Below are 13,912 nucleotides of genomic sequence, written 5' to 3'. Positions count from 1 at the left end.
AAAATCTTATTTTACTATTGACTTTATATTTGCAGGCTCGATCTATAAAACGAATCTGTCTTTGGACGTCAAAAGCAGATAAAACAATTCTGTTGTTTGACGCACTAGGGCGGGGTGGTTATTTCAAAATGGCATAAACCATTGAAATTACGTTGTTTGAATAGTTTAGATTGTGAGTAAATGTGATATAATAAAATAGTGAGTTTTATTGAGCTCGATTAGAGATATATCGTATGTATGAGGGGGAAATATGAACAAACATGTTTTATTAACTTATTACGAAAAGTATCTTCGAGATATAAGGGGGCTTTCGGATTCGTCTGTTGGTCATTATACACAGGCATTAAGAAGGATTTCAAAGATGCTTGTTGATAGAGAAAAAGTAGAAGAAACTATATATGAAATTCAGAATATTGGAGAATTAGAAGTGATAAAAGCATATTTGTTCAACGATCCTGAGTTTATTGAATTAAATACAAAGGGACATCAGATGTATAGTTCTGGGTTAAATAATTATTTGAGGTTTGCATATGGGGAAGATTTTGCAAACGCTGGAAATAATAAGATTCAATTGTTGGATATAGAGCTTCCGGTACCAGATAAAAAAGTGCGAGAAATTTCAGCACATACTAGATTCTCAATTATAAAGCTGCAATCTATTGAGTCTGCAGGTTATCGATGTGAGTTTGATGATTCTCATGTTACATTTACAGCTAAAAGTACCGGACATCCATATATGGAAGGTCATCACGCAGTACCGATGAAATATCAGGATAAGTTTGAACATAGTTTGGATGTGTACGCTAATGTTGTTTGCTTATGTCCGATATGTCATAGGTTATTGCACTATGGCGTGGAATCAGAAAAAGAGAATGTTGTTAATAAAATATATCATGATAGAGTTGATAGATTAGCTTCATCAGGTATAAAGATTAGTAGAAATGATTTTATGAGAATTGTTGTTTAATGGAGGCTATTAAAAGAAATGTTAATTGATGATTTAGATCAAGTTGAGTATATGATAAAAACATTAAAGAAAGTAGAAGAAGAAAAAAAGGTGTATAGAAGTGATAGATTTATTTATTCAGGAAAAGTTCCACATGAAAATTTTAGTGTTAATTTAATCCCTGAATGTATTCGAGAAGAACATACTTTATTGTTCATGCCTTTAATATTAAATTTAGATGAGGTAAATGAGTTATTATTTGAGTCATACGATATTTGGAATAAGATACATAATCATTCTAAAGAAGTAGAAGTAGTAAACTCATATAACTATAACAAGTTAAGGATAAATTCGGTAATTATTATTCATATTATTAAGCATTATATGGATATGATGCTTGTGTTTATCTTAGAATGTATTTTTAATTTGGGACGAGAGTGTGATTGTATAGGGCGGTGGAAAAACTATACTAAAAAACCACGTGAATTATCAAAATTAGATGATTTTCAAGATTATTTTGATTTGATTAATGATATGGAGAATGCAAATAAACATCACTTAACATCAATTTATACAGCCCAATTAATAGGGCAAGATGAACTTTGCTTTTTTGCAATTAATGAAAAAAAAGGCAATAAGCTTTATTCTGTTAGAGCTATAGATATTATAAAGAGATTTAATGAGTTGTATAAAGTGTTCAATGATATTATAGAGGTAAATTATAAACGAGAAAGCAAGTAATAGAGGTGAATTAAGTGTATGACGTTAAGAAAGGATAGATCCGGCAAGGTCTGAGAGTATTGAAGAATATGCATTAAAATTACAAGGTAAAACATTTTTTAATGTTATAGAAGAAAGAGGAAATGTTGATAGAAGCAATATTGTGGCTTATGCTAATAAATTCCGAAAAGGAGGCTTAGGCAATCTTCTCGAGGAAGTTTATTTTGGGTATAAAGATAATTCAAATCGAGAGGCGGATTTTCCAGAGGCTGGTGTTGAATTAAAAACTACGCCATATGAATATACAAAAAAGGCGAACTGCGTGCCGGTGAACGACTTGTCATTACGATGATTAGTTATGATGAGCCTGTTGAATTGGATTTTTATAAATCACTTGCATGGAACAAGAGGCGTTTGATATTGCTTATTTATTATTGGTGGAATAAACAGCTTGAAAGTAATCTGTTATATAAGATTGGCTATGTTCGTATGTTTACTCCACCAGAAGCGGATTTAGAGATAATTAAGCGTGATTATGCACTTATTATTAGCAAGATACAGGCTGGACGAGCACATGAGCTTTCTGAGACTGATACTATGTATTTAGGGGCTTGTACAAAAGGGGCTACGGCCGAAAAGAGTGCGGTTCCTCAGTATTACGGAGACAAGACTCCTGCAAGAAAAAGTGCATTTTGTTTTAAGAATTCCTATATGACATATGTTTTAAATCATTATGTAGTAGGAAAACATCTGATAACTCAATTCTAAAGAATTCTAAGATTATTAAAGAAAAATCATTCGAAGAGATATTAGAAGATATTGTGGCGAATATGTTTGGAAGTCTGATAAAGAGCTGTGTGAACTCTTTGGGAGAGAATATAACAATAACAAAGCCCAGTGGAATGATTTAGCGTTTCGTATGCTAGGAATTCGTGATGAACATGCGGAAGAGTTTGAAAAAGCAAATATCTGTGTAAAAAACAATTCGTTTAGAAGAGAATGGAAAAATCAGAGAGAATATGTCTTTCCCTCCGTTTAAGTTTATGGATTTGGTAAAAGAAGATTTTGATGATTCCACGTTAAAAGACTATTTTGATGAGTCGCGTCTTTTCTTTTTCGTATGGGAAAAAGATGGAGATGTTTATCGAGTCAAAGGATGTCAGCTTTGGCATATGTCTTATGAGGATTTGAATATTACTGTTCGTAAGGAATGGGAAGAGTACAAGCATATAATCCAATATGGAGTTATGTTTAAGAAGAAAACTGATTCTCAGGGAAAAGTTAGCTTTGAGAATAATCTTCCAAATAAGAGCGAAACAGAAAGAATTCATATAAGACCGCATGCTCAAAAAGCAGCATATCGCTTTAATAATGGAGAAGAGTATGGAAATGTAGATAGGGATGCGAATATGCTTCCTAATGGGAGATATATGACTACGCAGAGCTCTTGGATAAATAATGATTATATTTTGAGTCAATTTAAAAATAAAAATGAAAAATAGTTGTTCAAACGTACAGTGACTGATATAATAGAATTTGTGAGTCTATAAAAGGAATTAATATCGTTGAAAAGAACAGTATGTGAATTGTTCGCTGGAGTCGGTGGATTTCCTTGGCAGGATTATTCGGTTGCGTCATCACTTGCAACATCAAAAGGCCTTGAAGGTAAGGAAGGTGTTCTTTGGTGGTCTATTAGAGAGATTCTTGAAGAGAAGAAACCGCCATTTGTGTTGTTAGAGAATGTTGATCGTTTTTTGAAATCGACAGCGAGTCAGAGAGGAAGAGATTTTGGAATTATTCTGGCTTGTTTCCGTGACGAGGGTTATACAGTCGAGTGGCGTGTTATTAATGAAGCAGAATATGGTTATCAGCAGAGATGCCGTAGAACTTTTATTTTTGCTTAAAAAAAACGATTTAAAATATGCAAAAGAGATTAAGATTGAAAAGCTACCTAAAGGAATCGGAGATTTGTCTGTACACTTTAAGTTCGCATTTGAAAATAGCGGTGTAATGCGTGATGGTGTGGTTTATATTGTGAAGACTATGCCTGCATATGATGGTAAACAAATAACTCTTGGTGATATTATGGACACTGGTGATGTAGATGAAAAGTACTTTATACCAGAAGAAAAACTTTATTACACGTATCCAGATGTTACGCATAGCGATGAAACATTAGGAAAACTTCCGAAGGAAAAGAGACAGACATGGCAGTATTTGAAAGGCGCTAAGAAGCTTCCTAGAAAGGCTGCAAATGTTCATGAGTATTTGTTTTCAGAAGGTGCTATTCCTATGATTGATGGGGAGGATAAACCTGCAAGAACAATGCTTATATCTGAAGGATTCTTTAGCAGAACGACTTATATAGTAAAGGATAAGAAAACGGGTATGATTCGTCTTCTTACTGCAGAAGAGACAGAACGTATCCAGGGTTTCCCAACAGGACATACACAGTATTGTGATGTTAATGGTGAAATAGTCGAGATGCCAACTAATAAGTGTAGATTTATGATAGGAAATGCACTGGTGGTGGACTTGATTAAAGATATAGAAAAAGAATTAGATAGAAAAATAAAATAATTATTTAAAAATCCTGACTTTATGTCAGTTTTTTTTATATAGACATTTCAATGATAGAGTTATGTTTATTTAATTAGCACAAAGTGTGTTGCTAAGATAAATGTTTGTAAATTCATTTTATAAAGCGGGAGGGTTAAAATTGGTAGAAACGAATGATTTTCCAGGGGCTAAATTAAAAATGGAAGAATTAGTTCCTATAGTTAATGAATATGACTTTGAAGATGTTTCCAAGGCGATTTATTGTATATGTGTTTGTGTGAATAATCGGTCAGCCTTAGAATCTACATTATCATTAAATTGGGTTCTAATAGAACATAATCATAAAGGAAAAAAGAAACTTAATAATTATATGGATTTTAAGGAATTCTTTTATTCTATTAAAGACATAATAGAACCTTCTGGTTATGAGGATGCTGTGGTTGAAGATTATGGTGATGTTTCTATTGATGTGTTTGGAAAAAAATATTCTGTTATCGTTGGAACTGGATATAATATGGTATTTGCATGTCTTCAATTGTTGCCATATTTAGCTATGGAGTTAGAAAAACAAGATGAGTTAAAAGAAGTGTTGGAATATAATTCCTTTATTATCGACTATCTTAAAGAAGAAAATGATTCAGATGGATATTATGGAGCTAGATTGGTCCTTCCGAAAGAAAGACTGTTCTATAAGGTGAGAGAACTATTTAATAATCTGGATGCTAATGTTTTGAAAAATATATCTGCAATACTAGAGTCTAAATTTATAGAAAAAAAACATTTTCTTGAAATTAATGGTGAAATAATTCCGTTAGCGAATACATCGTTATTAGTGGATCTATATGATGTGTGGTATAAATTGGTGCCTGAAACTAATAGAGCACAGCTAGTAAACAGAATGCTGACAGGTATTGCATTGGATTTGTCAAAATTGGAAATAGATGAAACAATAAATTATTTGTGTCCAGTGGGTTTTACAAATAGTAAAGATAATCTAAAACTACAATATCAGTTTTCTTTTGCATTAGTATCTTCTAAGGGGATTATTTTGCCAATAAATAGAAGTGAATATAAAAAAGGTGAGCTACAGAGGATAATGGATGATATAGTTCAGGCTAAAAAAGAGGATTCGCTATATTTGCTTGAATTGTTTAGTAGAAGAAATGATGAAAAGCGTCGAGGGCTTACTGTTTGTAGGGACATAGATATTAAGTTTTTGGTTTATGATGATTGGGCAAATCCAGCTGAGCCCTATATGATGACGCATTCGCAAAGTGAAGCTTTCTATTGTTGTACGTCACTAGATATAGTTTATTACTTGTTGTTTATGAAGGATGCGGATGAATTATATGATTATTTAGACTACATGGAAGAGAAAAATGAAGCTAAAATATTGGGGGTTGGTGGAGATTCGTCAACTTTTCTTAGTTGGAAAGAGGCTAATCATAATTTTGAAAAAGGGGCAATTAAATACGGTATAATTGATGTAGGAACTGATACTGAAAATAAGTATGTGGTTGATTATTATCGCAAGTATTTAAAAGATTTTCCTATTGGTTGTGGTGATTATATTTTAGATAATCCATTTTCGTGGAACATTACTCCTAAAGAACATGGTTTTTATGAATATTTGCTGAAGGGAAAAGCTGGTTTTGGTGGATTATATTGTATGTTTAAAAATAACAGTTTTTTCTTTTTTCCACATAATGTAAAGTTTTATCTAAATGGAAATGAATACTTAAAATATAAAGATGCTATATTTTTGATCGAAGATTTGATTCAACGAATGTTGATATCGGTTAGAGATATTATAGAGTCTAGTTCTGAATTAGATAATTCTTCGGTTCAGGCAATGATGATGCCTGAGACATATGCTAGAGAATCAGATCCGACAGGATTGTTATTGGCTCAAGATCGAGCTTATGTTAAGAGTGATTCATGTGTTACAAATAAAAAAATATGCATTAGATTTGTCCCAATGATTGACAAACTCTTTGAAGATATAGCTAATGCAACAGATAGAACGGTAGAAGTTAAATTTTTCATGGAATTGTTCTATCCATTGGCAAAGTATTTTCCTCTTTTTTATAAGAAACTAGAGAAGTATATGGAAAAAGTAAAATTAGAGAAAAAAGAAGTATCAGCAGTCAGTTTTACTATTGAATATACTTGGAAAAGAGAGCAGGAATCATTATTTAGAGTTGAAGATGATGCGTACATTGCTGTAAAAAAACATATAGCAGAGGTATGTTATAGGGCAGGAATTAAACCTGGGATTTACTATGGAAAGGAAGCAACCCAAGTCGTAAGATCGATACAAAAAGAGCTTATAGAAGATTTTGAAAAAGAAGTAAAGAAATTAGATTATCTTAAATTATACGAACGTTCTCTTGCGGATTATGCAACACTAATACACGAAATAATGGTTCATAGGCAGAGGTATAACAGCTTTGAAGATATAAAGGACGAAGTACGTACTGAAATATCTAAAAACATTATCGGACAAAGAGAAAAAGCAAAGCACAATTTGCGAACAGTTTCATATTTACTCGAAACAACATTATACAATAGTGGCAGAGGACAGGATACAATTTGTAACGAAATATACCAGTATTTGTTAGCATACGCAAATTGGCTAGTGGTATTAGGAGATAATGCTGATATATGCTATTTTACAGAAGATGAAGTTTATGTTGAAGTGTCAGGAGAATATATTATTGATGTAGAATCAAAAAGAAAAACTGATAATCCATTCGGTACGGGATTAGCTAGAAGAATGTATGATAATCCGGGTTATTTTGAACGAGATAATCAGGCTGATTCGATGTATTTTGAAAAGGTGAAAAAGGCGTTTGAAGTAGATACAGATGTACCGTTAGATGTTTTTTTATCATTGATTTTATATCTTGAAACTGGAGGTAAGATAAAGGGCGAGTTATATCATAGAGGTAATATATTCTGTTTCTGGAAAGAAGATATAGTCAACAATTATAGCTCTATTCAAAATGTTTCAAAAGAGTTGGCAGAAAAGGCTTTAGAATTGCTTTGTATAAATGTGAAGAAACTTAAAACAAAGAATAATACGGAAGATTTTTATCTACCTATTGGAGAAAAGGAAAAACGATGTGACAGATATGAAGTTAAACCTATTTATGAATACAATGATATGGTTATATATTCGCCATCGGTTTTACATTTCTTGAGAGATTACTGGGGAAACAGTATATTTGAATTTCATATGCCATTCGAAATAGGAATGCCAAGTACAAAGAAAGTTTTGGTGGATTGGAAAAGAGTATACGAGAAAAAGATTGTTTTTGATCTTGAGTCGGTATTTAAGGATAATGGATTTGATGTAAGAATTAATTTTGAATTGATGAATCTAGATAAAAAGAAATATCCTCAGTATTTAGGCGACTATGATTTATTTGCAGTTGATTTGCAAAAAAATGAAATATGGATTATTGAATGTAAATTTATTGAGAAGGTGGAAACGTTCTATGAGATGTATAGGCAGCAGAATAGGTTCTTTAAAGAGGATAAGTGTGATGAGAAATTTCAGCGAAGAATTGATTTTCTAAATGAGAATTATAAAGAGGTCATAAGAGATTTAAAATTACCATCTGCAGATTATATGATAAAGCCATATATGTGTGTGAATAAGGTCTTTGTATCAAGGTATAAGGATATTGCGTTTCCAATATTAAGTTATCAAGAGATGGTTGAGAAAATAGAAAGAACATAAAATAACTTCTGGTCTATTGGGGATGCTGACAAAATCCTGGACTGCTTAAGCAATCAATCCAAGACTTTTACGATACGTTAATGGACTCATATAATTGAGCGTAGATTTGATACGTTCTTCGTTGTACCAAATGAGATATTCGTTAAGAATAGATATAAATTCGTTTATGGTCACATTGCTCCAATCTACACCATGGAACATTTCAATTTTTAATCTGCCGAAAACACCTTTACAAGCAGAATTATCTGGAGAGCATCCCTTTTTTAACATTGAACGAATAAGATTAGCATTATCTATTCGTTCAATCCAACCGGGGCATCAGTAGTGGCAACCACGATCGGAATGAACAATGGGATGCTCATTTTTATCTAATGTTTTTATCGCGCTATCTAACATTGAATTCACAAGATTCGCATTAGGGCTTGTTCCTATGGTTCATGTCACTAGCATTCCGTCAAAACAATCTACAATTGGTGACAAGTAAACTTTACCTGCAGGTATAGCAAACTCCGTTATATCCGTAAGCCATAGTTTATTGGGTTCATCTGCATGAAAGTTGCGATTAACTTTGTTCTCTGCAGCAGGCGTGATTTCGCCCTGATATGAGCTATATTTTTTCTTGTTAGGTCGTTTGGCAACAAGATGTTCCTCTTTCATGATTCTTCGAACAATTTTTTCGGAAATGGTTATAGCTTCTTCTCCGGTCGTTAATAACGTCCAAATAAAGGTATTAAGCGATATCCTAACGGATGGGGCGAAGCTCATCCGCTTGATGGGAAAATGCGTTGCTTTGATTGTGGTGGCTTGATGTATTGTCACAGAACATCAAACGGAAAGCGAATAGCTAATTTTGTGTGTGCTAATTATGGCAAAACTCCCGTAGGTAGCAAGTGCTCTTTTGGTCATAGAATCAATGCTGATGCGGTAATTGATATTTTGCAAGATACACTCCGGTATCTTAAATCTATGATTGAAGATGATTCGGAGCTTTTTGTTGAACAGATAACACAAGTTGAATCCGACAACAGAGATGCAGAGATTAAGAAAAAGCAAGATAGATTGAAGGTCTGTAAGAAAAGGATTGATGATTTAGAAAAGCTGATTTGTAAAATCTATGAGGACAATGCTTTGGGGAAGATGCCAGAGAGCAGATACGACACTTTGATATCTCAGTACTCAAAAGAGCAGAGCTCATTGAAAGCAGAGTGTGAGGTTATCGAGGAAGATTTAGCAGAGATTGAAGCTAACAGACACAACGGAAAGAACTTTGTAAATCTTATGGCAAGGTACAATAACTTTGATGAAATCATACCTTTTATGGTTAGCGAATTCATAGATAGAATCGAGGTTCATGAGCGAGATAGAAAAGGTTCACAACAGACAACTCAGAAGATAGATATCTATTTCAATTTTATCGGTAATTACTGTATGCCGACACCGGAATTAACACCAGAAGAGATAGAAGAGCGTAATCGTATTGAAGCTATAAAAGACAAGCGACATAAACAGTATCTAGACAGAAAGGAAAAGTAGAAAGCATATGAAAGGGCATACGAACCTAAGAGAAAAGCTAGGATGAAAGCGTTAAAAAGCAGAATTCCGATACCTTTGGTATTCCTGCAGAGCAATACGACAAGGAACATTATTCGAGAGACAGTGTTGTTCTTGCTAATTCTGAGAAAGCAGATTTTTAGCCAATTTATTAAAAGTTGATACAGTAACTATCGAGAAGATAGAAAGTCTAAAGGCGCTAGTGGAGAAGAATCTATTAGTGCTTTTTTATTTTCTGGAATCACAGTAATTAACATGGAGTGGTTTTCCTTCCCTTCCTTCTTCCCCTAGAAAGAAGAGAAAAAGAAAGAAGCAAAGAAAAAGAGAATAAAGATATACCCTATTAATTATTCTATCTTATCTCATCTTATCCCTTCCGTTCTGTTCCGTGCCAGAATCACTATCGGAGACCAAGAGGGCAGAAGATAAGCGGGTTTCAAGGTTATTGAGATATGTTCATGGAGTGGTGATAGGCGGTATGTAAATCATACTTCTAGAAGTTTGAAAATCAAACTTCAAAGGAAAATCAAGTGTTTCGACGGCTCAAATCTGAGTAGTCGGGCAGAAAGGAGCATTTATGGATATAGACCAAGTATTCGAGCTGATTTTAGAGCATTATAACGGACAATTCAAAAATGAGAAGTCGAAGCCTTATAAGCTCAATGAACGCTTTACAGGTAATGAGTTTGACTATAAGCGTGTTTACACCAGAGAAGGTGATGATTGGCATTGGCTAACTATCACCAACAAAGGCGAGGGACGGTTCATGGCTACATTTACAGACGAGAACGGGAAAATAACAGATTGGCATTTTTACAGCGTAAAGGGAAATGAGCTTATTTTAAGCGATAAGGAACGTTTTGAACAAGATGGAAGGCTCTCATTCAAACATCAACTAAATAAAAAGATTGCAGAAGCAAAACATACGATAATTAACGAGCCGAACAAGCATAGAAAGCGGGGTGAGATAAGTCTATGAAGTTATCTAAGTATGAGCAAGAAACAATAATCAATTTCAATGTTGCTGAATCTGATGCAGTTGTATTTACCAGAGATAAAGCCGTTATTAGAAAACTTGACTCGTTAGTTAATGATTTCCCAGAGGTTTATAAGTGCATAGGTGAAACAGATATTGACAAGACCTATTCCATGCCTAAACAGTACGTTAGTTATCGTAAGCCGAGAAGAATATCTGAGGAATTAAAACAGAAGAGAAGAGAGATGATTAGTTATATAAATAACAAATAGTACGTGGATGTTTGTATTGCAAATGTTCCACGTAAAATAGTATAATCTTTTTTGGAGGTTACGCTGATGGAAAAAGAAAATAAAACATATTCAATGAGTATTCGTGTGAGCGAAGAAGAATTAAATAAACTTAAGCAAGCGGCCAGATTAGAAGCGTATGCTTCATATAGCGAATTTGTTCGTAGAACTGCATTACTAGAAGCAGACGAGATAATCAAAAAGAAGGAGATTAACTAGAAAAGAATGAATGTAGTAAGTTTGTTTAGTGGATGTGGTGGACTTGATCTTGGATTTGAAAGGGCTGGATTTGATATTCCTGTTGCAAATGAATTTGATAAGAGTATTTGGGCTACCTTCAAAGCAAATCATCCTAACACTCACTTGATTGAAGGCGATATAAGGAAAGTGAATAAAGAAGATATCGCACAATTTTTGAATGGCGAGGTAGATGGAATTATTGGTGGTCCACCTTGTCAGTCATGGTCAGAAGCAGGAGCATTAAAAGGAATAAAGGATGAAAGAGGACAGCTGTTTTTTGACTATATTAGAATTTTGAAGGAATTTAAACCTAAGTTTTTCTTAGCTGAAAATGTTAGTGGAATGCTTGCAAATAGACATTCTGAAGCAGTAAAGAATATTCTTGATTTATTCGAGGAAGCTGGATATTCGGTTTCATTTACGTTAGTTAATGCAAAAGATTATGGAGTTGCTGAGGAAAGAAAGCGAGTCTTTTATATTGGATTCAGAAAGGATTTAGGAATAGATTTTAAGTTCCCAAAGGGTTCGACTACTGATGATAGTAAAAAGATTACTTTAAGAGATATTATATGGGATTTGCAAGAAACTGCAGTTCCATCTGGAGAAAAAAATCATCATAATCCAAATGCGATAAATAATAATGAGTATTTTACTGGCGCATTTTCACCAATTTTTATGAGCCGTAATAGAGTTAAAGGATGGGATGAGCAAGCGTTTACTGTTCAAGCTTCAGGTAGACAGTGTCAATTACATCCTCAAGCACCTAAGATGGTTAAGTATGGAAAAAATGATTGTCGTTTTGTTGAAGGACAAGAACATTTATATCGTCGTATGACAATTAGAGAAATTGCTAGGGTTCAAGGATTCCCAGATGATTTCAAATTTATTTATGATGATACAAATACAGCATATAAAATGATAGGAAATGCAGTTCCTGTAAATCTTGCTTATGAAATAGGGGTTGCTATTAAAAAGCATCTTGAAGGAAAAGCTGATGAAGTTATTTCAGCAGAGAATAGTATTGATGCGAAGGAGGTTAATAGAAAAAAATTGAGTACGAAAAGTAATGACCAAGGAAGAGCGTATGAATATGCATGGATTCAAACACTATATAAAGCTCTTGTTGATGCAAGAAAAACTCGTATAGTTGAAAATTCAAGTTTAGAAGCAAATAAAAGAGCATGGGATTCTATGGATGATGAAAGACAAGAAACCTATATGGTTTCTGCTGAAGCGGCCGTAGATACTATTATTGAATTAGAACCTAAAATGGTTGAAGAAGCAACAGATGAGTTACTTTTAGAATTCCAGAAGGATGGCGCTGGAATTAAGGGCGACGTAAGGGATATTGTTGTCAAGAGAGATACACTTGATTGGGAATTTGGTCTGAGTATCAAACATAACCATAATGCAGCAAAACACAGTCGACTTAGTCATAAATTAGATTTTGGTAAAGAATGGTTTGAACAGCCATGTAGTGAAACATATTGGAATGAAATTAAGCCAATTTTTGATAGATTAAAGACTTGTAAAGAAGAGGGCGTTAAGTGGTCTGAACTTGATGATAAGAGTGAAAATGTATATATTCCTCTTCTTCAGTCATTTATGGATGAAATAAGCAGAGCATATGAGAAAGATAGCGAATTACCACGAAAGATGATTGAATATCTTATAGGTGTTAAAGATTATTACAAAGTTGTAAGCCATGACAAAAAACGCCTTACACTTATTCACACATTTAATCTCCATGGAACACTAAATCAGCCAGGAGAAAAGATTGTTTCGGCAATCACAGTTCCAACAGTAGAACTACCAACAGAACTTATTGCATTGAAGTTTAAAAAGGATAGCGATAACACAGTAGAAATGTATCTTGATAATGGATGGCAGTTAAGTTTTAGAATTCATAATGCAAGCACTAAGGTTGAACCAAGTTTGAAATTTGATATACAGTTTATTGGAATGCCTACAAATGTGCTTAATATTGAATGTCGTTGGAATAACAAGTAATAAAAATATTTAGCTACAAAGCACTTTAGATTAGAAATAGTCTAAGGTGTTTTTTTTATACGGCGGTTGTGATTCTAACGGAACACCCGCCTTTTTTTATGAAAAAATAAAAGGAGAACAGAAACATGATTGACACAGAAATCACAACAACAAAAGGAATTGAGCAAGCCCAGAAACAGATGTAGCAAGCAAAAAATCGATTGGCTATGGAGAAAAAAGCCAAAGAGGAAAGGAGAAAACGAGAGAATCATCATAAGTACATGATGGGCGGTGTCATTCACAAATACTTTTCGGAGTGCTACTGCTTTGAAGAATCAGAAATTGATGAAATTATCAGAGTTGCGTTTAGAACCGGAGAAGTGCAAAAAACAATATCTGGCATTAAAGCCAGAGCTAATCAAGTCTTGTCTAGTCATGTCGAAAGTGAGGTGAAAGCGGATGAATCTGAGAGTAACGAAAGCCGATAACGTGGGCTCTCCCAACTTGTTGGGTGCGCACAGATATACCACCCTTCGGATGGTATGTGCGCTTTTAGAGGGGGCTTGCAGACGGCGTTGCCCACAAAAGCCGTGGGCAAAAGGGGTGTTGGAGTCAGGCGAGATTAGCCATTTTTAGACCGGTAGAATTAACCAATTTTAGGACATATAAAAATAGCCAATGTACCTTTTCCTTTCGTTTTACTTATTATTTAATGGTGATAATTCACCAGCTGTTATTGCTACAGTTTCACATTTGCTTCCACGATAGCTGTTTCCTTTAATCATAAAAACCATCGCATCGTCAAATATTCTATCAAGTGCGCAAAGTAAAGAAGAATCTTCTCCGAAGTATTCACCCCATTTATCAGGGCTCTTATTACTTGTAAATATCATATT

13 protein-coding genes and 2 pseudogenes are annotated in these 13,912 nt (G+C 33.9%); 13 read left to right on the top strand and 2 right to left on the bottom strand.

What is annotated here, in order from left to right:
- The first annotated feature begins 250 nt into the window (after positions 1–250).
- The 7 genes and pseudogenes from BMY79_RS10945 (at position 251) to BMY79_RS10920 (ending at position 7,970) form a co-directional block, all read left to right on the top strand.
- Positions 251–967 (top strand): HNH endonuclease, encoded by a 717-nt coding sequence (locus BMY79_RS10945; RefSeq protein ID WP_074730965.1) that lies wholly within the window; start codon positions 251–253, stop codon positions 965–967.
- 18 nt (positions 968–985) lie between these two features.
- On the top strand, positions 986–1,687 hold the full coding sequence (locus BMY79_RS10940) for a hypothetical protein (RefSeq protein ID WP_074730964.1): 702 nt from the start codon (positions 986–988) through the stop codon (positions 1,685–1,687).
- Between the two features lie 142 nt (positions 1,688–1,829).
- Positions 1,830–2,434 (top strand): annotated as a pseudogene (locus BMY79_RS12315) (MutH/Sau3AI family endonuclease).
- Positions 2,435–2,685: 251 nt separating this feature from the next.
- Complete coding sequence (locus BMY79_RS12310) at positions 2,686–3,168, top strand: PDDEXK family nuclease (protein WP_207645456.1); 483 nt, start codon at positions 2,686–2,688, stop codon at positions 3,166–3,168.
- Between the two features lie 63 nt (positions 3,169–3,231).
- Positions 3,232–3,570 (top strand): DNA cytosine methyltransferase, encoded by a 339-nt coding sequence (locus tag BMY79_RS12440; protein ID WP_074730963.1) that lies wholly within the window; start codon positions 3,232–3,234, stop codon positions 3,568–3,570.
- Positions 3,515–4,246 (top strand): DNA cytosine methyltransferase, encoded by a 732-nt coding sequence (locus BMY79_RS10925; protein ID WP_242941503.1) that lies wholly within the window; start codon positions 3,515–3,517, stop codon positions 4,244–4,246. The genes BMY79_RS12440 and BMY79_RS10925 overlap by 56 nt, the downstream gene beginning before the upstream one ends.
- Positions 4,247–4,385: 139 nt before the next feature.
- Positions 4,386–7,970 (top strand): hypothetical protein, encoded by a 3,585-nt coding sequence (locus BMY79_RS10920; RefSeq protein WP_074730961.1) that lies wholly within the window; start codon positions 4,386–4,388, stop codon positions 7,968–7,970.
- 45 nt (positions 7,971–8,015) lie between these two features.
- On the opposite strand, the pseudogene BMY79_RS12435 reads toward BMY79_RS10920, so the two are convergent.
- A pseudogene (locus BMY79_RS12435) lies at positions 8,016–8,666 on the bottom strand (IS3 family transposase); the annotation flags it as partial.
- 33 nt (positions 8,667–8,699) lie between these two features.
- Here BMY79_RS12435 and BMY79_RS10905 point away from each other — a divergent pair.
- From BMY79_RS10905 to BMY79_RS11950, 6 genes are all read left to right on the top strand, one after another.
- On the top strand, positions 8,700–9,503 hold the full coding sequence (locus BMY79_RS10905; protein ID WP_278320629.1) for a DUF4368 domain-containing protein: 804 nt from the start codon (positions 8,700–8,702) through the stop codon (positions 9,501–9,503).
- Between the two features lie 595 nt (positions 9,504–10,098).
- Positions 10,099–10,500, top strand: coding sequence for a hypothetical protein (locus BMY79_RS10900; protein ID WP_074730957.1), 402 nt, complete (start codon positions 10,099–10,101; stop codon positions 10,498–10,500).
- Positions 10,497–10,769 carry a hypothetical protein gene (locus BMY79_RS10895; protein WP_074730956.1) on the top strand — a complete coding sequence of 91 codons (273 nt, stop codon included), beginning with the start codon at positions 10,497–10,499 and terminating at the stop codon, positions 10,767–10,769. The genes BMY79_RS10900 and BMY79_RS10895 overlap by 4 nt, the downstream gene beginning before the upstream one ends.
- A 66-nt stretch (positions 10,770–10,835) precedes the next feature.
- Complete coding sequence (locus BMY79_RS11955; protein WP_083383565.1) at positions 10,836–11,006, top strand: type II toxin -antitoxin system TacA 1-like antitoxin; 171 nt, start codon at positions 10,836–10,838, stop codon at positions 11,004–11,006.
- A gap of 6 nt (positions 11,007–11,012) precedes the next feature.
- Entirely contained in the window at positions 11,013–13,037 is a 2,025-nt protein-coding gene (locus tag BMY79_RS10890; RefSeq protein WP_074730955.1) for a HaeIII family restriction endonuclease, read from the top strand.
- Between the two features lie 206 nt (positions 13,038–13,243).
- Complete coding sequence (locus BMY79_RS11950; RefSeq protein WP_420358873.1) at positions 13,244–13,504, top strand: hypothetical protein; 261 nt, start codon at positions 13,244–13,246, stop codon at positions 13,502–13,504.
- Positions 13,505–13,714: 210 nt separating this feature from the next.
- On the opposite strand, the gene BMY79_RS12230 is transcribed toward BMY79_RS11950, so the two are convergent.
- The coding region (locus BMY79_RS12230) for an ATP-binding protein (protein ID WP_242941490.1) at positions 13,715–13,912 on the bottom strand (198 nt) is incomplete at its 5' end.

The sequence above is a fragment of the Lachnobacterium bovis genome, assembly GCF_900111325.1.
GTDB lineage: Bacteria > Bacillota > Clostridia > Lachnospirales > Lachnospiraceae > Roseburia > Roseburia bovis_A.
The sequence above is the reverse complement of the archived record's forward strand: the minus strand, read 5'-3'. Positions and strand labels throughout refer to the sequence as shown.